Origin of the sequence: Variovorax sp. W1I1 (genome assembly GCF_030815625.1) — a bacterium.
Classification (GTDB): domain Bacteria; phylum Pseudomonadota; class Gammaproteobacteria; order Burkholderiales; family Burkholderiaceae_C; genus Variovorax; species Variovorax paradoxus_C.
The window spans coordinates 1,332,051-1,351,652 of the sequence record NZ_JAUSWZ010000001.1 but is presented as its reverse complement, the minus strand read 5'-3'; the positions used below and the strand labels follow the sequence as shown (position 1 = coordinate 1,351,652).

General features: G+C 67.5%; 25 protein-coding genes. 23 read left to right on the top strand and 2 right to left on the bottom strand.

The window, feature by feature from the left end; all coding sequences use genetic code 11:
- Positions 1–105 precede the first annotated feature (105 nt).
- Complete coding sequence (locus QFZ83_RS06305; RefSeq protein ID WP_307503949.1) at positions 106–546, top strand: OsmC family protein; 441 nt, start codon at positions 106–108, stop codon at positions 544–546.
- 41 nt (positions 547–587) lie between these two features.
- The gene (locus QFZ83_RS06300; protein ID WP_307503946.1) at positions 588–1,565 is read left to right on the top strand and encodes a tripartite tricarboxylate transporter substrate binding protein; all 978 of its coding nucleotides are present in this window, start codon (positions 588–590) and stop codon (positions 1,563–1,565) included.
- Between the two features lie 13 nt (positions 1,566–1,578).
- Here QFZ83_RS06300 and QFZ83_RS06295 read toward each other — a convergent pair whose 3' ends face one another.
- Positions 1,579–2,301 (bottom strand): Crp/Fnr family transcriptional regulator, encoded by a 723-nt coding sequence (locus QFZ83_RS06295; RefSeq protein ID WP_307503943.1) that lies wholly within the window; start codon positions 2,299–2,301, stop codon positions 1,579–1,581.
- A 142-nt stretch (positions 2,302–2,443) separates the two neighbouring features.
- On the opposite strand from QFZ83_RS06295, the gene QFZ83_RS06290 reads away from it, so the two are divergent.
- From QFZ83_RS06290 to QFZ83_RS06190, 21 genes are all read left to right on the top strand, one after another.
- A complete protein-coding gene (locus QFZ83_RS06290; protein ID WP_307503940.1) occupies positions 2,444–2,959 on the top strand; it encodes an ester cyclase in 516 nt (171 codons plus the stop codon).
- Positions 2,956–3,723 carry an SDR family NAD(P)-dependent oxidoreductase gene (locus tag QFZ83_RS06285; RefSeq protein WP_307503937.1) on the top strand — a complete coding sequence of 256 codons (768 nt, stop codon included), beginning with the start codon at positions 2,956–2,958 and terminating at the stop codon, positions 3,721–3,723. Before QFZ83_RS06290 ends, QFZ83_RS06285 begins: the two co-directional genes overlap by 4 nt.
- A gap of 191 nt (positions 3,724–3,914) precedes the next feature.
- The gene (locus QFZ83_RS06280) at positions 3,915–4,988 is read left to right on the top strand and encodes a hypothetical protein (protein WP_307503935.1); all 1,074 of its coding nucleotides are present in this window, start codon (positions 3,915–3,917) and stop codon (positions 4,986–4,988) included.
- Between the two features lie 25 nt (positions 4,989–5,013).
- Positions 5,014–6,348 carry an MFS transporter gene (locus tag QFZ83_RS06275; protein ID WP_307503932.1) on the top strand — a complete coding sequence of 445 codons (1,335 nt, stop codon included), beginning with the start codon at positions 5,014–5,016 and terminating at the stop codon, positions 6,346–6,348.
- A gap of 96 nt (positions 6,349–6,444) precedes the next feature.
- On the top strand, positions 6,445–7,212 hold the full coding sequence (locus QFZ83_RS06270) for a GntR family transcriptional regulator (protein WP_307503929.1): 768 nt from the start codon (positions 6,445–6,447) through the stop codon (positions 7,210–7,212).
- On the top strand, positions 7,209–8,009 hold the full coding sequence (locus QFZ83_RS06265; protein WP_307503926.1) for a transporter substrate-binding domain-containing protein: 801 nt from the start codon (positions 7,209–7,211) through the stop codon (positions 8,007–8,009). Before QFZ83_RS06270 ends, QFZ83_RS06265 begins: the two co-directional genes overlap by 4 nt.
- 15 nt (positions 8,010–8,024) lie before the next feature.
- Positions 8,025–8,687, top strand: coding sequence for an amino acid ABC transporter permease (locus tag QFZ83_RS06260; protein WP_307503923.1), 663 nt, complete (start codon positions 8,025–8,027; stop codon positions 8,685–8,687).
- A gap of 26 nt (positions 8,688–8,713) precedes the next feature.
- On the top strand, positions 8,714–9,367 hold the full coding sequence (locus QFZ83_RS06255) for an amino acid ABC transporter permease (RefSeq protein WP_307503919.1): 654 nt from the start codon (positions 8,714–8,716) through the stop codon (positions 9,365–9,367).
- A complete protein-coding gene (locus tag QFZ83_RS06250; protein WP_307503916.1) occupies positions 9,351–10,136 on the top strand; it encodes an amino acid ABC transporter ATP-binding protein in 786 nt (261 codons plus the stop codon). Before QFZ83_RS06255 ends, QFZ83_RS06250 begins: the two co-directional genes overlap by 17 nt.
- 193 nt (positions 10,137–10,329) lie before the next feature.
- Complete coding sequence (locus QFZ83_RS06245) at positions 10,330–10,815, top strand: ATP-binding protein (RefSeq protein ID WP_307503913.1); 486 nt, start codon at positions 10,330–10,332, stop codon at positions 10,813–10,815.
- 15 nt (positions 10,816–10,830) lie between these two features.
- Positions 10,831–11,337 (top strand): GNAT family N-acetyltransferase, encoded by a 507-nt coding sequence (locus QFZ83_RS06240; protein ID WP_307503910.1) that lies wholly within the window; start codon positions 10,831–10,833, stop codon positions 11,335–11,337.
- A gap of 54 nt (positions 11,338–11,391) precedes the next feature.
- Positions 11,392–11,973, top strand: coding sequence for a DUF1439 domain-containing protein (locus tag QFZ83_RS06235; RefSeq protein WP_041942982.1), 582 nt, complete (start codon positions 11,392–11,394; stop codon positions 11,971–11,973).
- Positions 11,970–12,962 (top strand): glycerophosphodiester phosphodiesterase, encoded by a 993-nt coding sequence (locus tag QFZ83_RS06230; RefSeq protein ID WP_307503905.1) that lies wholly within the window; start codon positions 11,970–11,972, stop codon positions 12,960–12,962. Before QFZ83_RS06235 ends, QFZ83_RS06230 begins: the two co-directional genes overlap by 4 nt.
- A complete protein-coding gene (locus QFZ83_RS06225) occupies positions 12,959–13,237 on the top strand; it encodes a hypothetical protein (RefSeq protein WP_307503903.1) in 279 nt (92 codons plus the stop codon). Before QFZ83_RS06230 ends, QFZ83_RS06225 begins: the two co-directional genes overlap by 4 nt.
- Before the next feature lie 24 nt (positions 13,238–13,261).
- Positions 13,262–13,687 carry a hypothetical protein gene (locus QFZ83_RS06220; protein WP_307503901.1) on the top strand — a complete coding sequence of 142 codons (426 nt, stop codon included), beginning with the start codon at positions 13,262–13,264 and terminating at the stop codon, positions 13,685–13,687.
- Between the two features lie 77 nt (positions 13,688–13,764).
- Positions 13,765–15,243, top strand: a complete 1,479-nt coding sequence (locus QFZ83_RS06215) for a TolC family protein (RefSeq protein ID WP_307503898.1) — start codon at positions 13,765–13,767, stop codon at positions 15,241–15,243.
- 1 nt (position 15,244) lies between these two features.
- Positions 15,245–16,627: a multicopper oxidase family protein gene (locus QFZ83_RS06210; protein ID WP_307503895.1), complete on the top strand. Its 1,383-nt coding sequence runs from the start codon at positions 15,245–15,247 to the stop codon at positions 16,625–16,627.
- Between the two features lie 31 nt (positions 16,628–16,658).
- On the top strand, positions 16,659–17,174 hold the full coding sequence (locus tag QFZ83_RS06205) for a cupredoxin family protein (RefSeq protein WP_307503892.1): 516 nt from the start codon (positions 16,659–16,661) through the stop codon (positions 17,172–17,174).
- A gap of 23 nt (positions 17,175–17,197) precedes the next feature.
- The gene (locus QFZ83_RS06200) at positions 17,198–17,659 is read left to right on the top strand and encodes a DUF411 domain-containing protein (RefSeq protein ID WP_307503890.1); all 462 of its coding nucleotides are present in this window, start codon (positions 17,198–17,200) and stop codon (positions 17,657–17,659) included.
- Between the two features lie 12 nt (positions 17,660–17,671).
- Complete coding sequence (locus tag QFZ83_RS06195; RefSeq protein WP_307503887.1) at positions 17,672–17,962, top strand: copper-binding protein; 291 nt, start codon at positions 17,672–17,674, stop codon at positions 17,960–17,962.
- 54 nt (positions 17,963–18,016) lie between these two features.
- Positions 18,017–18,235 (top strand): addiction module protein, encoded by a 219-nt coding sequence (locus QFZ83_RS06190; protein ID WP_307503884.1) that lies wholly within the window; start codon positions 18,017–18,019, stop codon positions 18,233–18,235.
- A gap of 21 nt (positions 18,236–18,256) precedes the next feature.
- Here the strand turns inward: QFZ83_RS06190 and QFZ83_RS06185 are convergent, their stop codons facing one another.
- Positions 18,257–19,558, bottom strand: a complete 1,302-nt coding sequence (locus tag QFZ83_RS06185) for an FAD-binding oxidoreductase (protein ID WP_307503881.1) — start codon at positions 19,556–19,558, stop codon at positions 18,257–18,259.
- Between the last annotated feature and the right edge of the window lie 44 nt (positions 19,559–19,602).

Here is a 19,602-nt window from a genome sequence, read left to right as displayed (position 1 = left end):
CGCGCGCACATGCGCGGTGCGACTACAGACAGAGGCCGCTTTCCGCGGGAAGCTGCGGCTTCCGTCTTCACCACCTCACCACCACCCGACCGAAGGACCACGACCATGGCAGCAGACAAGCACGCAAGCGTTCACTGGGAAGGCGCCGGCAAGACCGGCAAGGGCCAGATCAGCACCGAGACCGGCGCCCTGAAGGACTACCCCTACGGCTTCGCAAGCCGCTTCGAGGACGACAAGCGCGGCACCAACCCCGAGGAGATCGTCGGCGCGGCCCATGCGGCGTGCTTCACGATGGCCTTCGCCTTCGCGCTCGAAGCGCAGGGCCTGACCGCGACGCGCATCGACACCAAGGCCGCCGTGCGCCTGGCCAAGGACGGCGCCGGTTTCAAGATCGACCGCATCCAGCTCGAACTGGACGCCGCCGTGCCAAATCTCGATGAAGCGAAGTTCCAGGAAATCGCGGCCGCCGCGAAGGCCGGCTGCCCGCTCTCGAAGGCGCTCGCGAGCGTGCCCGAGATCACGCTGAAGGCCACGCTGGCGAGCTGACAGCGCTGCTTATGATCGTCTCCACAACAAGGAGACGGATCATGAACAAGCCCACCCGGACCGCACTGGCGGTCCTTTCTTTGGCCCTCGGCACGCTCGGCACAACGGCGGTCACGGCCGCCTACCCCGACAAGCCCATCAAGGTCGTCATCGGCTTCCCGGCCGGCGGCCCGCTCGACCAGCACGCGCGCCTGCTCACCGACAAGCTGCAGGCCGTGCTCGGCCAGCCGCTGATCGTCGACTACAAGCCCGGCGCGGGCGGCTCGGTCGGCGCCGATGCGGTCGCCAAGAGCCCGGCCGACGGCTACACGCTGATGCTGGCCAACACCGGAGTGGCGGTGATCAACGGCGCGCTCTACAGCAAGCTGCCCTACAACACGCAGCGCGACTTCGTGCCGATCGCACGCACTGCCATGCAGCCGCTCGCCCTTCTGGTCACGCCCAAGCTGCCGGTGCAGAACCTGAAGCAATTCATCGACTACGCCAAGGCGCGGCCCGGCCAGGTCAACTACGGCTCGGCGGGCAACGGCGGCATCAGCCACCTGGTGCCCGAGATGTTCAAGACCGCGACCGGCATCTTCATGGTGCACATCCCCTACCGCGGCAGCGCGCCGGCCTTCACCGATCTGATGGGCGGGCAGGTGCAGTTCATGGCCGAGTCGATTCCGCAAGCGGCCAACTATCACAAGCAGGGCAAGGTGCGCGCGCTGGCCGTGACCAGCCGCGAGCGCAACCCCGCGCTGCCCGACGTGCCGACGGTCATCGAGTCGGGCGTCAAAGGCTTCGAGGTGGTGGGCTTCTACGGTTTCCTTGCGCCGAAGGACACGCCGAAAGACGTGGTCGCCAAGCTGAGCGACGCGTTCCGGCAGGTGCTGACCAGCCCCGAGGTGCGCGAGCGCATGGTGAGCCAGGGCGCGGACCCGGCGTACCTGGGCAGCGAAGACTTCGCGCGCTTCCTGGCGACGGAAACGCCGCGTTGGGACAAGGCGGTGAAGGCCTCGGGCGCGCGGATGGACTGAACCGCGCCAGCGTTCAACGCAGCGCGGCCGCGTGCCGCTCGAGCTGCGCGCGGCTCAGCAGTTCGATGCTGCGGTAGCGCACGCGCAGCGTGCCGTCTTCCTCCCAGAGCTTCAGCTGCCGGTTCACGCTTTGGCGCGACACGCCGAGCATGAACGACAGGTCTTCCTGCGACACGCCGAGCGTGGTGCCGCCGCTCGCATCCCCCGGCACGGCGGCGCGCGCATCGAGCGTCAGCAGCCGGTGCGCAAGCCGCACGGGCAGCGGCATCAGGATCACGTCGTCGATCCACGCGAGCGCCTGACGCAGCCGCAGGCACACCAGCCGCGTGAAGGCCATGTGCACATCGGGGTGGTCGGCGATCAGCCGATGGAAGTCAGCCGCGGCCACCACGGCCATCTCGGTGGCATCGACCGCGAAGGTGTCGTAGACGCGCTCGCGCCCCACGAGCAGCGACACCTCGCCGAACCAGTGCCCCGGTTCGAGCATCGCGATCACCGCTTCGCGCCCGCCCGGCGCGACCACGCTCACGCGCAGCGATCCGCTCACCACGCCGAACAGCGCATCGGGCGACGAGCCCTTGTGGAACAGCGATTCGCCGCGCGCCAGCGTGCGCCGGTGCGCCACCGCGAGCAGGCGCTGCTGCACGTCGTCGGCCAGGCGCATGTCGCTGGCTTCCGACGGCGAGGGCGTCACTTCGGTGGCAGCGAGGCGGGATGAAGGGGGCGTGCGTGGCATCGCGGGTTTGCCCGGGGTGGCGAATGCCAACAACGGACAGTCTTGGTGCGTGGGGGTGCCGATAGTACGCAGCGAGCCCGGGTGGCCGCAATCGCGGCAACCCGACGTCACCTGTCTTCACTGTCTCACGGAGCACACCCCGATGAACAACCAAACGCAACTCACCGCACTTCAAGCCCGCCGCGAGCGCATCGTGCTCGACCACTTCGCCGACGAAACCCGGCAGGACTTCGATGCCGTGCTCGGCACCTTCCCGCATCCGCACTACGAGCTGATCCCGAGCGGCGAGGTGCACGATGGCAACGACAACGTGCGCCAGTACTACGCCGAGACGCGCCGCGCCTTCCCCGATCAGCGCCACGAGATCATCCAGCTGCGGCACGCCGACGATTCGGTGATCGTGGAGTTCTGGCTGCTGGGCACGCACCGCGGGCCGCTGAAGGGCATTCCGCCGACGGGCAATGCCTTCCGCTGCCGCATGAACGCCTTCTTCATCTTCGAGGGCGACACGCTGGTCTGCGAGCGTGTGTACTTCGACACGCTGACGATGCTGCGGCAGTTGCTGGTCGGCGTGCCGCCGGAGATGGTGGGCGCGCTGGTGCAAGGGCTGCTCGGCCAGCCTTCTGCAACGCCCAAGGCCGAGGCTGCCGTCGCATGACCACCGCGCGGCCGCTCGAAGGCCGTCACGCCGTCATCACCGGCGGCGCGCGCGGCATCGGCCTTGCGATTGCGCGGCGCTGCATGGCGAATGGCGCGAGCGTGACGCTGTGGGACGTCGAAGCCGAGGCGCTGGCCGAAGCGGTGCGGCAGCTCGCACCGCTGGGCACCGCGGCCTCGGCGCTCGTGGACGTGCGCGACGAAGGGCAGATCGCACGCGCAGCCTCGGAGGCGCAGGAAGGCTTCGGTGGCATCGACATCCTCGTCAACAACGCGGGCGTGCTCGGGCCCACGGTTTCGGCGTGGGAACACACACCCGCGCAATGGCGCAACGTGCTGGACATCAATCTCACCGGCGCATGGCTCTGTTGCCGCGCCATCGTGCCGGTGATGCGGGCCAGGCAGCGCGGTCGCATCGTCAACATCGCCTCGGTGGCGGGCAAGGAAGGCAACGGCTTCAACGCGGCGTACTCGGCGTCCAAGGCGGGGCTGATCTCGCTGACGAAATCGCTGGGCAAGGAGCTCGCGTTGTCCGGCGTGCTGGTGAACTGCATCACGCCGTCGGCGGCCGATACGGCTGTGTTCGCGGACGTGCCTGTGGAGCACCGCGAGCAGCTGCGAAACGCCTTGCTTGCGCGCGTGCCGATGGGGCGGTTCGTCGAGGTCGATGAAGTGGCTGCGATGGCTGCCTGGCTGGCTTCGGACGATTGCTCTTTCAGTACGGGGGCTGTGTTCGATATCTCGGGTGGGCGCTCGATGTACTGAGCTTTTTCAGGGCGTGTACGCAGGCCACCGGGTACTCCCCTCCGCGAATGTCCCCCGGGCTTCGCCCTCCTCCTTGATTTCGCTGCGGGGAGCACCCGATGCCCTGCGTACACCAGGCGCTGTTGTTGTGCTGGCCGATCGACGAACCGCATCGAATCGAAAAGCATGTCCTCAATTTTCAGGAGACGACCATGATCCGAGATCCAGAACCCACCGGGTTCGCGCAACTGGCGCACTTCGACGGCGCGCGCAGCGCGGCGATGCCGCAAGACCGCTTGCGCGCCATCCGTCATGGGGCCTCAGCGCTGCGCGAGCAACTGCTCGATGCACCGCCGGTGCGCTTTGCGCGCAGCTTCAACCTGCTGCGCATTCCGTATCCGGCCTGGTTCGCTTTCACCGGGGTGTATTCGCAGCAGTTGCTCAAGCCGCACATGGTTCATCTGCTGGCGCGCACGGTACTGATCCAGTACGACGACTTCGAAGGACGCCTGCGCACGCTGCTGTTCACGCCGGCCGACTTCGAGGCGGGCAACGAAACGCCCTACTTCAAGCGGCTGAGCGAGCAGACGCCGAAGTTCCTGCACAAGACCATCGCGCCGGTCTACCAGACGGTGCCGCAGGCGCTGGCGAGCTGCGGCGTGGCGCCCGAACAGATCGACTACATCACCTACGACCACCTGCACACGCAGGATGTGCGCCGCTGGCTCGGCGGCGCGAATACGCCCGGGCTGCTGCCGAACGCGAGGCTGCTGGTGCACCGGCAGGAACTCGCGAACGTGCAGGGCCTGCTGCCGGTGCAGGCCGAGTGGTACTGCCCGCGTGGGCTCGACGGCGTGCCGGCCGAACGCATCGTCGCTTTCGACGGCAGCATCCAGCTTGGCCGCGGGCTTGCGCTGGTGCACACGCCGGGGCACACCGAAGGCAACCACTCGCTGGTCTATCGCACCGCCGACGGCCTGCGGGTGAGCAGCGAGAACGGCGTGGCGGCCGACAGCTGGGCGCCGCTGCAGTCGCGCCACAACGGCATCCGCCGCTATGCGCAGGCGACCGGCGCGGAGGTGATCCTGAACGGCAACACGCAGGAGAGCAGCAACGACCAGTACCTGTCGATGGTGCTGGAGAAGACGCTCGCGGGCACCTCGTCGTCGCATGGCTTCAGCAACGTGGTGCCGTCCAGCGAATGCTCGCCGCACTGGCTTTTTCCGGGGGCGCCGACGAGTCACCTCTGGGGCGAGACGAGCTTCGGCGCGCTGGCCCGGCCCTGAGAAAAAAGAAGAAGGAGACATACCCATGAACACTGCCACCCTCGATGCCGCCGATGCGCGCACACCCGCCTCGGCCGATGCGCGCGACGACGCCGCGCTTTTCCGCAAGATCACCTGGCGGCTGATGCCGCTGCTGTGCGCCTGCTATGTGCTGAACTACCTGGACCGCACCAACGTCGGCTATGCGCAGTTGCAGATGAAGGACCAGCTGGGCTTCAGCGACGCGGTGTTCGGCCTGGGGGCCGGCATCTTCTTCATCGGCTATGCGGTGTTCGAGATTCCGAGCAACCTGATGCTCGCGAAGATCGGCGTGCGCGCGACGCTGCTGCGGATCATGGGCCTGTGGGGCCTGGCCTCGGCGGCGATGATGTTCGCGACGACGCCGATGCAGTTCTATGTGCTGCGCTTCCTGATCGGCGTGTTCGAGGCAGGCTTCGCGCCCGGCGTGTTGTTCTACCTGACGCTCTGGTTTCCCTCGCACCGCCGCGCGCAGGCAACCGCGCTCTTCTTCATGGCCTTCGGCGCAGCGCCGATCGTCGCGGGGCCCATCGCCGGGCTCACGATGACCTACCTCGACGGTGTGCTCGCGCTGCGTGGCTGGCAGTGGCTGTTTCTGCTCGAAGGGCTGCCGAGCGTGATGCTGGGCATTGCGGCCTTCCGCTGGCTCTCGAACAGCCCGGCGCAGGCGCCATGGCTCACCGCCACCGAGAAGCAGCGCGTGGCGCGTCTGCTGGCCGAGGACCAGGCCGCGCACGGTGCCGCCGAGCGGCACACCTTCGGTGCGGCCATGCGCGACGGGCGCGTCTGGCTGATCGGCTTCATGTCGTTCCTGATCATCCTGGGCATCTATGCGCTGTCGTTCTGGCAGCCGACCATCCTGAAATCGATGGGGCTGAGCGTGCTGCAGATCGGCTTCTATTCGGTCATTCCGGCGGTCGCGGGCATCGCGGCCAACATCGTGGTCGGGCGGCATTCCGACCGGAAGAAGGAACGGCGCTGGCACTTCGCCATCGGTGCGCTCGTGGGTGCGGCCGGCCTCGCGCTGACCACGCTCTTCATGCAGAGCCCGTTCGCGGCCGTGCTGTGCCTGGCGCTGGCGTCGATGGGCATCTCGAGCGCGTTCACCGTGCTGTGGGCCATTCCGGGCAACTTCATGTCCAGGAGCGCGGCGGCCGCGGGCATTGCGCTCATCAGCACCATCGGCGGCAGCGCGGGGCTGGTCGCACCGATGATGGTCGGCGCACTCAAGACGCTGACCGGTGGCTTCACGGCCAGCCTTTATGTGCTGAGCGGGGCGCTCGTGCTGTCGGCGCTGTTGATGTTGCTGGCCCTGCCCGCGAGCGCCCTGGCCAAGCGGTAGCGCGCACGCGCCGCACCAACGGCGCACGGCACCGATCCATTTCGGTGCACAGATCTTGCATACCAGTTGGCACAAAAGCTGCTGGTATGCAGGCGAATGTCTACATCCGCATCCGAAATCAGTGCACGCATCGTCGAAGCGGTGATGGCGCAGAAGCTCGCGCCCGGCTCACGCCTGGGCGAGCAGCAACTGGCCATGCTCTTCGACTGCAGCCGCACCATCGTGCGCGAGGCCCTCACCCGGCTGGCGGCCCGCGGCATCGTCACCGTGAGCGCACGGCGCGGCTGGTTCGTGATCGAGCCCTCGCAGGAAGAAGCACGCGAAGCCTTCGAGGCGCGGCGCGTCATCGAACTGGGCCTTATCCGCAGCGCAGGCACCACCGGCAAGCTCGACAAACCCGCCCTGCGTCAATTGAAGGCGCACCTTCAGCGTGAAAAGGCCGCACTGAAAGAGAGCGACGTCGGCAATCGCAGCTTCTTGCTCGGCGACTTCCACGTGTGCCTGGCCGAGTGCCTGGGCAACACGCTCCTGGCCGATACGCTGCGCGACTTCACCGCGCGCACCACGCTGATCGCCATGCTCTACCAGAGCACGCACGACGCGGTGCAGTCGTGCGAAGACCACGTACAGATCGTCGCGGCACTGGAGCGCGGCGACCATGCCGCCGCCGAGGCGCTGATGGCCACGCACATCGGCACGGTGCAGTCGGCGCTGCGCGTGCAGGCGCCGACCGATCCGCTCGCGCAGCTGCGCGATGCGCTGGCGCCGCTGCAGAACACGGCTTCGACGAAACCCAAGCGCCGCAAGCCCTCGCCTTCCACCAACGACCCCGATTCATCGACTTACCTAGGAGCCCTGCTATGACTTTCTCTGCATCGAAACGCCACCTCGCCCTCGCGTTCGCTTCCGTCGCCCTGCTGGCCACGGCCGGGGGCGCGTACGCCCAGAACGCACTGGACAACGTGCTCAAGGCCAAGACCATCAAGATCGCCGTGCCCACCGACTACCCGCCGTACGGCTCGGTCGACAAGAACATGAAGCCGCAGGGCCTCGACGTGGAGATGGCCGAGCTCATCGCCACCAAGCTGGGCGTGAAGATCGAGCTGGTGCCCGTGACCAGCGCCAACCGCATTCCGTACCTGCAGACGCGCAAGGCCGACCTCGTGATCTCCACGCTCGGCAAGAACCCCGAGCGCGAGAAGGTGATCGAATTCACCTCGGCCTATGCGCCCTTCTTCCAGGCCGTGTACGCCGCCAAGAGCATGAAGCTCACCGCCTTTTCCGACATGGCCGGCAAGACCGTCGCCGTGACGCGCGGTGCGATGGAAGACCAGGAGCTGAACAAGGTGGCGCCGGCGAACGTCGACTACCGCCGCTTCGAGGACAACAACGCGACCATCGCGGCCTTCGTGGCCGGCCAGACGCAAACCCTCGCGACCAGCGCGGCGGTCGCCGGCGACATGCTCGCCAAGAATCCGAAGGTCAGCGCCGAGTTCAAGCTGCTGCTCAAAGACAGCCCCTGCTTCGTGGGTGTCGCCAAGGGCGAAACCGCCTTGAAGACCAAGGTCAACGAAATCATTGCCGCCGCCAAGAAGGACGGCACGCTGGACGCCATGTCGAAGAAGTGGCTCGGCAAGGCAGCCGGCGACCTGCCGGTCTGATCGAGCCACGCGGCCATGAACATCGAGTTTGACTTTGGCGCGGTGCTCGCCGAATGGCCGCTGCTGCTGCGCGGCGTGGCGTGGACCATCGGCCTCACCGCCATCGGCACCGTGCTCGGCATGATCGTGGGCACGCTCTGCGCCTGGGCCCGCTCGGGCGGGCCGGCGTGGCTGCGCGCCATCGTGGGCACTTACGTGGAGCTGATCCGCAACACGCCCTTCATCGTGCAGTTGTTCTTCATCTTCTTCGGGCTGCCGGCGGCGGGCGTGAAGCTCTCGCCCGAGGTGGCGTCGGTGATCGCGATGGTGATGAACCTGGGCGCGTATTCGACCGAGATCATCCGCGCGGGCATCGAGGCCACGCCGAAGGGTCAGATCGAAGCGGCCGTGAGCCTCGCGCTCAGCAAGTCGCAGGTGTTCCTGCGCGTGGTGCTGCCGCCTGCGCTCAAGAAGGTGTGGCCCTCGATGGTGAGCCAGATCATCATCGTGATGCTGGGCTCGGCGGTGTGCGGACAGATCTCGACCGAGGAACTGAGCTACGCGGCCAACCTGATCCAGAGCCGCAACTTCCGCGCGTTCGAGGCTTTCATCATCGCCACGCTGATTTATCTCGCGCTGTCGGTGGCGCTGCGGCGTTTGCTCAACTGGGCAGGGCCGAAGTTCTTCTTCGGCCGCTGAACGCACACAGAAGGAAACCCATCGTCATGAGTGATTTTTCTCTATGGGACATCCTGCGCAACCTGCTGATGGCGCTGCGCTGGACCGTCGTGCTCTCACTGATCGCCTTCGTCGGCGGCGGCATCGTGGGCGGGCTGCTGCTGTTCCTGCGTCTGCGCGGCGGCAGGATCGCCGGCACGGCCGTCGGCCTCTACGTGCAGCTCTTCCAGGGCACGCCGCTGCTGATGCAGCTGTTTCTCGCCTACTTCGGCATTGCGCTGTTCGGCATCGATGTGTCGGCGTGGACCGCGGCGAGCGTGGCGCTCACGCTCTACACCAGTGCCTTTCTCACCGAGATCTGGCGTGGCTGCGTGGCCTCGATTCCGAAGGGCCAGTGGGAAGCCTCGGGCAGCCTGGCCTTGAGCTTCGGCGAGCAGATGCGCCATGTGATCCTGCCGCAGGCCGTGAAGATCGCGATTGCGCCGACGGTCGGTTTTCTGGTGCAGGTGATCAAGGGCACGGCGCTCGCCTCGGTGATCGGCTTTGTCGAACTCACCAAGGCCGGCAGCATGATTTCGAACGCCACTTTCCAGCCCTTCGTGGTGTTCAGCTGCGTGGCGCTGCTTTATTTCGTGCTGTGCTTCCCCGTGAGCCTGTACGCCAAGAACCTCGAGAGGAAGACCCATGGCCGCCGTGCTTGACCAATCCCACACCGAACCCGCGAGCACGTTCGCCGCGCCCATCGTGCGCATCACGGCGCTGCGCAAGTCCTACGGCACCAACGAGGTGCTGAAGGGCATCGACCTGGATGTGAAGCGCGGTGAGGTGATCGCCATCATCGGCAAGAGCGGCTCGGGCAAGAGCACGCTGCTTCGCTGCATCAACGGGCTCGAAGTGTTCCAGGAAGGCTCGCTCACCGTCGACAGCAAGCCGCTCTTGCACGAGAGCGCGATGGCCATGCGCGAGCTGCGCCAGCGCGTGGGGATGATCTTCCAGAGCTTCAATCTTTTTCCGCACCTCACGGTCGGCAAGAACGTGATGCTCGCGCCCACGCTGGTGAAGAAGCGCGGGTCGATGGAAGCCGCCTCGCAGGCGCGCAAGCTGCTCGACCGCGTCGGCCTCGCCGAGAAGTTCGATGCCATGCCCGACCAGCTTTCGGGCGGCCAGCAGCAGCGCGTGGCGATTGCCCGTGCGCTCGCGATGGAGCCGGCCGTGCTGCTGTGCGACGAGATCACCTCGGCGCTCGACCCCGAACTGGTGGGCGAGGTGCTGCGCGTGGTGGAGTCGCTGGCCGACGAAGGCATGACGCTCCTGATGGTGACGCACGAGATGAGCTTCGCGCGCAAGGTGAGCGACCGGGTGATCTTCATGCACCAGGGGCGCGTGCACGAGATGGGGCCGCCGGCGGAGCTGTTCGGGAATCCGCAGACGGCGGAGTTGAAGCAGTTTTTGTCGTCGCTGCACGACTGAGGGTTTCGCCTCCGACGGGCCTCGGCTATCCTCGGTCCATGGCCTTTCTGCAGAACGCGTCGATTATTCGCACCATCGAAAAGATGGTGGGTTAGCGCGCGATCCGCAAGAGTTTCACGCCATGCAACCCGCCCCACGAGGCGGGTTTCTTTTTGCCTCCTGGGGTCTTGATCCACGTCACAGGAGAAAAGAAATGACCCCCATGCTCCACATGGTCTGCGGCAAGATCGGCGCCGGAAAATCGACGCTCACCCGGCGCCTGGCGGATGCACCCGCCACGGTGCTCATCAGCGAGGATGCGTGGCTTGCCGCGCTGTACCCCGGAGAAATCGTCGACCTGCCCGACTACGTGCGGACCTCAACCCGGCTCAAGCAGGTCATGGCGGAGCACGTCGTGGCGCTCCTGGAAGCCGGGGTGTCCGTGGTGCTCGACTTTCCCGCCAACACCGCGAGCAGCCGGGCCTGGGCGCGCGGCATCTTCGAGAAGGCGGGGGTGGCGCACCGGCTCCATTTCCTGGATGTGCCCGACGAGGTCTGCAAGGCGCGGCTTCGCGCGCGCAATGCAAGCGGCGAGCACCCTTTCGAGACGACCGATGCCGAGTTCGACCTCATCACCCGCCACTTCGTTGCGCCCTCGGAGGCGGAAGGCTTTCACGTGGTCCACGCCGCGCAAGCCTGATTAAGATCCGCCGCGATGCACATCGACCAAGCCCTCCCTGCCGAAGCGGCCACTGTCGCCGCAGTCCTCAACGAAGCCGCCCAATGGCTCGCCACCGAAGGCCGTCCGCTGTGGTCGGCTGCCGATGTCGCCATCGAACGCGTGCAGCGCGACACCGATGCCGGCCGCTATTTCATCGCTCGCGAGAACGGCGACGTGGCCGGGGTCGTGCGGATCGACATGGAAGACCCGTTCTTCTGGCCCGAGATCGAAGCCGGAAGCTCCGCGTTCGTGCACAAGCTGGCTGTTCGCAGGTCGTGGGGCGGCAAGGGCGTGTCGACCACCCTCCTGGCCTTCGCGCGCGAACGCACCCGCGGCCTGGGCCGCCGGTACCTGCGCCTCGATTGCGTGGCGGACCGGCAAGCGCTGCGCACGCTGTACGAGGGCTTCGGCTTCGTGCTGCACAGCGTCATCCAGAAAGGAACTGGGTCCTTCGCCCGCTATGAATTGCGCGTCGACGGCTCACCGTCCGACAGGCGGTAGCGCCGCGCCGGCGCTGGCGGGAACGCGTCGGCCTGTGGCAAGCTCGGAATCCCTATGAACCTCCGCACTCCGTCCCTCACCTCCCGTCGCCGGATGCTCCAGGCCCTGCTCGGCACGGCCGCCCTGCAGGCCCCGTTCGCGGCGCTGGCCGGCTTCAACTTCTTCACCAGCGAATACACGGCGAGTCGCGATGAGCTGCAGGCGATGATCGCCAAGCGCTTTCCGGTGGCCGAGCGCTATGCCGAGATCTTCATGGTCGGGCTGCGCGATCCGCAACTGGGGCTGGATGCCGGTGCCAACCGCGCGGCGCTCACCGCCACGCTGACGATCGCAAGCCCCCTCCTGGCCGCGTCGCCGGTGCAGGGTGTCGTATCGATGAGCAGCGCGCTGCGCTACGACGCGCCCACGCGCACCCTGCGGCTCGATCACCCGAAGTCCGAGCGCCTCGAACTGCAGGGCGTGGAAGGCCGCGATGCCGAGCGGCTGCAGAAGGTAGGTTCAATCGTCGCGCAGGAACTGCTGCAGGGCCAGGTGCTGCGCAGCTTCACCGCCGACGAACTCACCGTGGGCCGCAAGACCTACGAGATCGGTGACATCACCGTGCAAGACAACGGTATCAAGGTGCAGCTGAAATGAAATACCCCCTGCTCGTCGCCGCGCTGCTGATCGCGGGCTGTGCCGCCATCGCTCCCACCGCGAAACAGCACTTCGACCTGCAGGCGCACCGCGGCGGCCGCGGGCTCGCACCCGAGAACACGCTGGCCGCGTTCTCGAACGCGATCGACCTGGGCGTGACCACGCTGGAACTCGACATCGGCCTGACGGCCGACAACGTGGTCGTGATCTCGCACGACACCGCGCTCAACCCCGATCACACACGCGATGCCGGCGGCAACTGGCTCGCGGCGAAGAGCGGCGCCGCCGTGCGCTCGCTCACGCTGGCGCAATTGCAGACCTACGACGTAGGACGCCTGAACCCCATAAGCAACTACGGCAAGCAGTTCGCGCTGCAGCAGCCGCGCGACGGCGAACGCATTCCGACGCTCGCCGCGCTGTTCGCGCTGGTGCAGGCACGCGGCGCCGCCGCAGGCACGGTGCGCTTCAACATCGAGACCAAGATCGATCCGAACAAGCCCGACGAAACCGCGGCGCCCGAGCCCATGGTGCGCGCGCTGCTGGCCGAAATCGACAAGGCGAAGATGGCCGACCGCGTGACCATCCAGAGCTTCGACTGGCGCACGCTGGCGCTGGTCGGGCAGCTTGCGCCGCAGTTGCCGCGCGCTTACCTCAGCACGGCGCGCACGCTCAAGGACAGCCGCTGGACCGCGGGCCTCGATGCGGCCGGCTTCGCCTCTGTGCCGCAGTTGGTCCAGGCCGCCGCGGGCAAGAGCGCGGGCCCGGTGATCTGGTCGCCGGCCTATGCGGACCTGACGCCCGCCGTCATCAAGGAAGCACAGAAGCTCGGCATGAAGGTGCTGCCCTGGACCGTGAACCAGCGCGCCGACATGCAGCGGCTGATGGACTGGGGCGCGGACGGCCTCATCACCGATTACCCCGATGTGCTGCGCGACCTGATGCGCGAGCGCGGGCTGTCGATGCCGCCTTCGGGAAAGGCATCGTCATGAGCAGCGCGACACACCAGCTCGACGCCATCGCCGTCCGCATCGCGGCGCTCAGCGGTGGCAGCGGATCGGTCACCACGCTTTCGAACGAAGCCCGCGCCAGCACCGACCTGCTCGGCGCCCTGCCACCGCGCTATGGCGAGGTCTTGCTGAACCTGCTCGACCGCCTCGAATCGAGCGCGCTCTTCAGCGAGGAAAGCTGCTCGTTCAGCCAGAAGGACCTCCTGGACAACCTGCAGATGTGGGTCGACAAGGCCCGCGGGCAACTGGTGTCTTAGGGCACCGGTTTATCATCCCGCCCCATGCGCACCCTGCTGCTCGCCCTCATGATCGCCCTGCTGCCCATCCGCGGCTGGCTCGGCGATGCGATGGCGGTGGAGATGGTGCGGCACTCGCTGCCGGCCGCGTCGCTCGTCGCACAAGAGGCCTCCTCGGTCTCTGTGGCGGCGGATGCGCATTGCCATGAAGCCATGGGTGCAACCGACGACAGCGGCATGGACACCATGGCGCACCACCACGACGACGGCAACAGCAGCGGCAGCGACCACGGCACCGACCACCAGGGCTGCGGCACCTGCACCGCCTGCCAGGTCTGCCACACGGTGGCGCTCGGCGGCATGCCTCTGGTCGACATTGCACACAGCGCCCCCCAGGCGCCGCCGGCCGCCCGTGCGGCCCGCTTCGCGAGCGCAGAGCCCGTCCTGGGCCTGAAGCCGCCCATTTCCTGATCTCCCTGCCCGTAGTCCGTCCGCAGTGAGCCTTTTCCGGCTCTCGGCGTTGGTCGTATTGCTCATGGAGATCGAGCGTGAACCCCTTTGTCCGCCGGCAGCTTGCCGGCCCCCTTTGCTATCGAAGAAGTAGCAGCGCACTGCTCAAGCGCGCCGCCGCACTCGGCAGCGCTTTCGTGCTGGCCGGCTGCGCCAGCCTTTCGCCCGACGGCGGCGCTGCAGACGTGCAGGCGCTGGTCGGCAACAACCCACTGATGGCGGGCAGCACCGCACATCGCGTGCCCGACGAGGCCTCGCAGAAGCGCATCGACACGCTCCTCGCCAAGCCGCTCGATGCCGAGGCTGCCGTGCGCATCGCGCTCGTCAACAGCCCGCGCGTGCAGGACGCCTTTGCCACGCTGCAGATCAGCGATGCCGACCGCGTGCAGGCCGCGAGCCTGCCGAACCCGGTGCTCTCGTTCAGCCGCCTTGCACAAGGCCGCGAGCGCGAGTTCGAGCGGATGCTGAGCTTCAACGTGATCGGGCTCGTCACGCTGCCGTGGCAGGCCCGCTGGGCCGGCCAGCGGCACGAGGCGGCCAAGCTGCAGGCCGCGCAGAGCGTGCTGCTGCTGGCCGCCGACACGCGCCGCGCCTGGGTGCGCGCGGTGTCGGCGCAGCAGAGCGTGGCGTACCTGCGAGATGCGAAGGATGCGGCCGAAGCCGGCGCCGAACTCGCGCACCGCATGGCCCAGGTCGGCAACTGGAGCGCGCTGCAGCGCACGCGCGAACAGCTGCTGCTGGCCGACGCGGCAGCGCAGCTCGCGCGCGCCGAGCAGACCGCCGTTGCCACGCGCGAGCAGCTCACGCGGCTGCTTGGCCTCAATGGCGCGCGCACCAGCTACACGCTGCCCGATCGCCTGCCCCCGCTGCCGCAATCCGCGCCCGACTTGGGCGACGTGCAGGCCCGCGCACTGCGCGACCGGCTCGACGTGCGCTCGGCGCAAGCGCAGAACACGGCGGTGGCCGATTCACTCGGCCTCACGCGCGCCACCCGCGTGATCAACGCGATGGAGATCGGCGTGGTGCGCAACACCACGTTCGAGAACGACGCCGACCGCTCGCGCTCGACGCAGCGCGGCTTCGAGTTGGACCTGCCGCTGCCGCTGTTCGACTGGGGCCAGGCCCGCACCGGCCGTGCCGAGGCGCAGTACATGCAGTCGGCCGCGCGCGTGCGCGACGTGGGCGTGCTGGCCGCGAGCGAGGCGCGCGAAGCCTGGCAGGGCTGGAACACCGCCTATGCGCAGGCGCGCCGCTACCGCGACGAAGTGCTGCCGCTGCGCAAGAAGGTCAACGAGGAAATGGTGCTGCGCTACAACGGCATGCTCGCCAGCGTGTGGGAGCTGCTCGGCGAAACCCGCGCGAGCATGCTCGTGGTGAACGCGGGCATGGAGGCGCAGCGCGACTTCTGGCTCGCCGACACCGACCTGCAATTCGCGCTCACGGGCAGTTCGCCCGGCGGCATGACGGCGCTGCAGACGGCCACGGCCAGCGATGCGCCTGCAGCGGGAGGCCACTGACATGAACCGCCGCAACTTCTTCGCAGGCGCCGCCACCGCCGCCGCAGCAACCACCGTCAGCCGCGTCTCGATGGCTGCCTTGCCCGAACCCGTCACGCAAAGCTCCACCGCCACCGCAGCGCCGCTCGCGCCCCCGAACGGCCGCCCCTACAACCCCGTCGTCACCCTTAACGGCTGGACGCTTCCCTGGCGCATGAACGCCGGCGTCAAGGAATTCCACCTCGTCGCCGAACCCATCGTGCGCGAGATGGCGCCCGGCTTCAAGGTCAACATGTGGGGCTACAACGGCCAGTCGCCGGGCCCGACCATCGAAGTGGTCGAGGGCGACCGCGTGCGCATCTACGTGACCAACCGGCTGCCCGAGCACACGACCGTGCACTGGCACGGCCAGCGCCTGCCCAACGGCATGGATGGCGTGGGCGGCATCACGCAACCGCACATTCCGCCGGGCAAGACCTTCGTCTACGAGTTCGCCGCGCGCCGCCCCGGCACCTTCATGTACCACCCCCATGCCGACGAGATGGTGCAGATGGCGATGGGGATGATGGGCTTCTGGGTCACGCACCCGAAGGAAAACCATCCGCTCATCGAGCCCGTGCAGCGCGACTTCTGCTTTTTGCTCGGCAGCTTCGACGTGGAGCCCGGCAGTGCGACGCCCAAGGTCAACACCATGACCGACTTCAACATCTGGAGCTTCAACAGCCGCGTGTTCCCGGGCATCGACACGCTCAATGTGCGCAAGGGCGACCGCGTGCGCATCCGCGTGGGCAACCTCACGATGACCAACCACCCGATTCATATCCACGGCCACGAGTTCGAGGTGACCGGCACCGACGGCGGCCCCGTGCCGCGCACCGCGCGCTGGCCCGAGGTGTCGGTGGACGTGGCGGTGGGCCAGATGCGGCAGATGGAATTCATCGCCGACGAGGAAGGCGACTGGTCGCTGCACTGCCACAAGGCGCACCACACCATGGGGCCGATGGGGCACGAGGTGCCGACCATGATCGGCGTGGACCACAAGGGCGTGGCCGAGAAGATCAGGAAGCTCGTGCCCGACTACATGGTGATGGGCGACAAGGGCATGGCCGACATGGGCGCGATGGAGATGCCCATTCCCGACAACACGATGCCGATGATGACCGGCGCGGGCCCCTTCGGCTCGGCGGAGATGGGCGGCATGTTCACGCTCTTGAAGGTGCGGCGCGACCAAAAGCCGGGAGACTACAGGGACCCGGGCTGGTTCAAGCACCCGGCCGGCACGGTGGCGCGCGAAGTGCCCGGTGCCGCCGTGCCGCCGGCCACGCGCAATGCGCCATCGCCGGGCAGCAACAACAACACCGACGCGACTGTGCGCAGGCCCTCGGGCGCGCACAACAACCACTGACCTCATTCACTTTCATTCTGGAGTTCAACTCATGAACAAGACCTTCAAGTCCATTGCCCTGTGCGTCGCGCTCATCGCCGCTGCGACCGCTTCGCAAGCCCATGAAAACCACATGCCGAAACCGAAGGGCACGGCCACGCTCGCCCCCGAGCAAAAGCCCTGGGGCATCGAGGGCAAGGCGAGCAACGTGCGCCGCACCATCGACATCGCGATGGCCGACGACATGACCTTCACACCGTCGGTCATCGAAGTGCGCGAGGGCGACACCATCCGCCTGCGCCTGAAGAACAAGGGCGAGGAACTGCACGAACTCGTGCTCGGCACCGAGTCGGAGATCGCGAACCACGCGGCCATGATGAAGAAATTCCCGGACATGGAACACGACGACCCATGGATGGTGCATGTGCCCGCGGGCAAGACCGGTGAGATGGTCTGGACCTTCAACCGCTCTGGCGATTTCGACTTCGCCTGCCTCGTGAAGGACCACTTCGAACTGGGCATGGCCGGCCGCATCCGCGTGCTGGCCGCCGCGCCCAAGAAATCGTGAATGAACGAATCAAGGAGACCACCATGCAACGACGAACTCTCTTGAAGCGCGCCGCGCCGCTGCTTGCGCTCGCATCCACCCTCCCGCTCACCGCGATGGCCGCCGCGCCGATGGTCGATATCTGGAAAGACCCGAACTGCGGCTGCTGCCAGGACTGGGTGAAGCACCTCAACAAGAACGGCTTTGCCACGAAGGTTCATGACGAAGGCAACGCGGCCGCGCGCACCCGGCTCGGCGTGCCCGCCAAGCTGGGCTCGTGCCATACGGGGCTGATCGGCGGCTATGCCCTCGAAGGCCATGTGCCCGCACGCGAAGTTCAGCGCCTGCTGAAGGAAAAGCCCAAGGCCGTCGGCCTCGCGGTCCCCGGCATGCCGGTCGGCTCGCCGGGCATGGACGGCCCGGCCTACGGCGACCAGCGCGATCCGTACGACGTGCTGCTCGTGCTGGCCGACGGCAGCACGCGCGTCTATCAAAGCTATCGCTGAAGGAACACGACCATGAAGAAACTCCTCACCGCCCTCTCCGCAACCCTCCTCGCCGCAGCCGCCTTCGCGCAGGCCGCCCTGCCCGCCGTCGAAGGCGAAGTGCGCAAGATAGACACCGACGCGAAGAAGATCACGCTGAAGCACGGCGACATCCCGAACCTTGAGATGACCGGCATGACGATGGTCTTCCGCGTGAAAGACCCTGAGCTGCTCGGCAAGGTGAAGCCCGGCGACAAGGTGCGCTTCACGGCGGACAAGGTCGATGGGGCGCTGACGGTGCTGTCGATCGAGCCGGAGGGTTGATCGGCAGCCTTACGACGGCTCCGAGAAACGACACCAACGCATCAAGAGGTCAAATTGAGAAACTCCGATCTGCAATTGGCTCTTTCTTCATTGGGCATTGAGGAGCGCATCGAACTCGCCGTGAAATTGTGGGACAGCATCGCTCTCGATGCCGAATCGCAAGGACTGGGTGAGCGCGAGCAGCGCGAAATCGTTCTGCGTCGCGCCGAGCATCGAACCGACGTGCAGGCCGTCGTTCCTTGGAGTCAGGTGAAGGCGTCACTGAAGCCCTGACCCGCCTGCTTCCCGCACGCCCTACTTGAACCGCCCCGGATCGAACGGCGCAAGCGGCGTCTCGGGTTCAACGCCCGCAAGCAACTGCGCCGCCAGTCGCCCCGTGCGCGCCGAGCCGCACAGCCCCACATGCCCATGGCCGAACGCGAGCACGATGTCCGCGCTCGCGGCCGCGGGTCCGATGCAGGGCAATCCATCGGGCATGCTGGGGCGGCGGCCGAGCCAGTGCTTGAACGTCTTGGCGCCGCCTGTTTCTGCAAGCGCGGGAAACATCGATTGCAGATGGCGGTGCAGGATCTCCGCGCGGCGCCAGTCGGGTTCCGCATCCAGTCCGCCAATCTCGACCTGGCCCGCTGCGCGCAGGCCGCCATCCATCCAGTGCGCGATGAGCTTGCCGTCGGCCACCATCACTGGCGTGCGCGGGCCCACAGTCGCGCCTTCGATGACCACGTGGTAGCCGCGTTCGGTATCGAGCGGCACCGGCGAACCAGCGGCCGCGGCCAGCGGGCCGGAATAGGCGCCAGCGCAAATGGCGGCGGCATCGCACGCGATCTCGCCATCATTCGTGCGCACCGCACGCAATCGGCCGCCCTCGATGCGAAAGCCGGTGGCGCGGCCGAAGACCCGCTCCGCTCCGGCGTTCACCGCGTGCTGCGCCAGCGCGGCCACGTAAGCACCCGGATCGCGGCAATGGCCAGCCTCGGGCACGAAGATGCCGAGCGTGTAGCGCGCATCGAGGTCTGGCTCGCGGCGGCGTAGCTCGTCGGCCGACCACTCCTCCCACTGCACACCCACGCGTCCGCGCACGCGCCAGCCCAGTGCGTCGTCTTCGAACTCGGCGCGCGAGCGGTAGGCATGCAGCAGCCCGCGCCGTTCGATGACCTCCGGCACGCCGGCCTCGGCCGCGAGCTGCGCATGCAGCGCGGGCGCGTCCGCCAGCAGCGTGCGCAGCGCATCGGCGGTGCGCTGCACGCGCGCCTCGGTCCAGCCTGAAGCCAGGTAGCGCAGCAGCCACGGCAGCGCGCGCGGCAGATAACGCCAACGCACCGCGAGCGGCCCGAGCGGATCGGCCAGCCAGCCCGGCACCTTGCGCCAGGCACCGGGGAGCGCGGGCGGCACCACCGAATGCGACGAGAGCCAGCCCGCGTTGCCATAGCTCGTCGCGTGCGGGCCGCCGGGTGCCTCGGGTTCGAGGAGGGTCACGCGCAGTCCCGCGCGCAATGCCTCGATGGCCGTGGCGCAGCCCACCGCACCCGCGCCGATGACCACCACATGGCGCCGCCCATCGCCCCCGGAGGAGAAACCACTTCTTGCAACTGTCATGGCGCCCATCGTAGAGGGCGCGAAGGTGCGGTCCCATAATCGGC

Excerpts from the sequence above, each read along its gene's own strand:
- QFZ83_RS06220 (WP_307503901.1), top strand. The coding sequence starts at position 13,262 with ATGCGCACCCTGCTGCTCGCCCTCATGATCGCCCTGCTGCCCATCCGC.
- QFZ83_RS06300 (WP_307503946.1), top strand. The coding sequence starts at position 588 with ATGAACAAGCCCACCCGGACCGCACTGGCGGTCCTTTCTTTGGCCCTC.
- QFZ83_RS06230 (WP_307503905.1), top strand. The coding sequence starts at position 11,970 with ATGAAATACCCCCTGCTCGTCGCCGCGCTGCTGATCGCGGGCTGTGCC.
- QFZ83_RS06280 (WP_307503935.1), top strand. The coding sequence starts at position 3,915 with ATGATCCGAGATCCAGAACCCACCGGGTTCGCGCAACTGGCGCACTTC.
- QFZ83_RS06305 (WP_307503949.1), top strand. The coding sequence starts at position 106 with ATGGCAGCAGACAAGCACGCAAGCGTTCACTGGGAAGGCGCCGGCAAG.
- QFZ83_RS06250 (WP_307503916.1), top strand. The coding sequence starts at position 9,351 with ATGGCCGCCGTGCTTGACCAATCCCACACCGAACCCGCGAGCACGTTC.
- QFZ83_RS06185 (WP_307503881.1), bottom strand. The coding sequence starts at position 19,558 with ATGACAGTTGCAAGAAGTGGTTTCTCCTCCGGGGGCGATGGGCGGCGC.
- QFZ83_RS06295 (WP_307503943.1), bottom strand. The coding sequence starts at position 2,301 with ATGCCACGCACGCCCCCTTCATCCCGCCTCGCTGCCACCGAAGTGACG.
- QFZ83_RS06195 (WP_307503887.1), top strand. The coding sequence starts at position 17,672 with ATGAAGAAACTCCTCACCGCCCTCTCCGCAACCCTCCTCGCCGCAGCC.
- QFZ83_RS06235 (WP_041942982.1), top strand. The coding sequence starts at position 11,392 with ATGAACCTCCGCACTCCGTCCCTCACCTCCCGTCGCCGGATGCTCCAG.
- QFZ83_RS06270 (WP_307503929.1), top strand. The coding sequence starts at position 6,445 with ATGTCTACATCCGCATCCGAAATCAGTGCACGCATCGTCGAAGCGGTG.
- QFZ83_RS06205 (WP_307503892.1), top strand. The coding sequence starts at position 16,659 with ATGAACAAGACCTTCAAGTCCATTGCCCTGTGCGTCGCGCTCATCGCC.
- QFZ83_RS06255 (WP_307503919.1), top strand. The coding sequence starts at position 8,714 with ATGAGTGATTTTTCTCTATGGGACATCCTGCGCAACCTGCTGATGGCG.
- QFZ83_RS06265 (WP_307503926.1), top strand. The coding sequence starts at position 7,209 with ATGACTTTCTCTGCATCGAAACGCCACCTCGCCCTCGCGTTCGCTTCC.
- QFZ83_RS06240 (WP_307503910.1), top strand. The coding sequence starts at position 10,831 with ATGCACATCGACCAAGCCCTCCCTGCCGAAGCGGCCACTGTCGCCGCA.
- QFZ83_RS06225 (WP_307503903.1), top strand. The coding sequence starts at position 12,959 with ATGAGCAGCGCGACACACCAGCTCGACGCCATCGCCGTCCGCATCGCG.
- QFZ83_RS06245 (WP_307503913.1), top strand. The coding sequence starts at position 10,330 with ATGACCCCCATGCTCCACATGGTCTGCGGCAAGATCGGCGCCGGAAAA.
- QFZ83_RS06200 (WP_307503890.1), top strand. The coding sequence starts at position 17,198 with ATGCAACGACGAACTCTCTTGAAGCGCGCCGCGCCGCTGCTTGCGCTC.
- QFZ83_RS06210 (WP_307503895.1), top strand. The coding sequence starts at position 15,245 with ATGAACCGCCGCAACTTCTTCGCAGGCGCCGCCACCGCCGCCGCAGCA.
- QFZ83_RS06290 (WP_307503940.1), top strand. The coding sequence starts at position 2,444 with ATGAACAACCAAACGCAACTCACCGCACTTCAAGCCCGCCGCGAGCGC.
- QFZ83_RS06275 (WP_307503932.1), top strand. The coding sequence starts at position 5,014 with ATGAACACTGCCACCCTCGATGCCGCCGATGCGCGCACACCCGCCTCG.
- QFZ83_RS06260 (WP_307503923.1), top strand. The coding sequence starts at position 8,025 with ATGAACATCGAGTTTGACTTTGGCGCGGTGCTCGCCGAATGGCCGCTG.
- QFZ83_RS06285 (WP_307503937.1), top strand. The coding sequence starts at position 2,956 with ATGACCACCGCGCGGCCGCTCGAAGGCCGTCACGCCGTCATCACCGGC.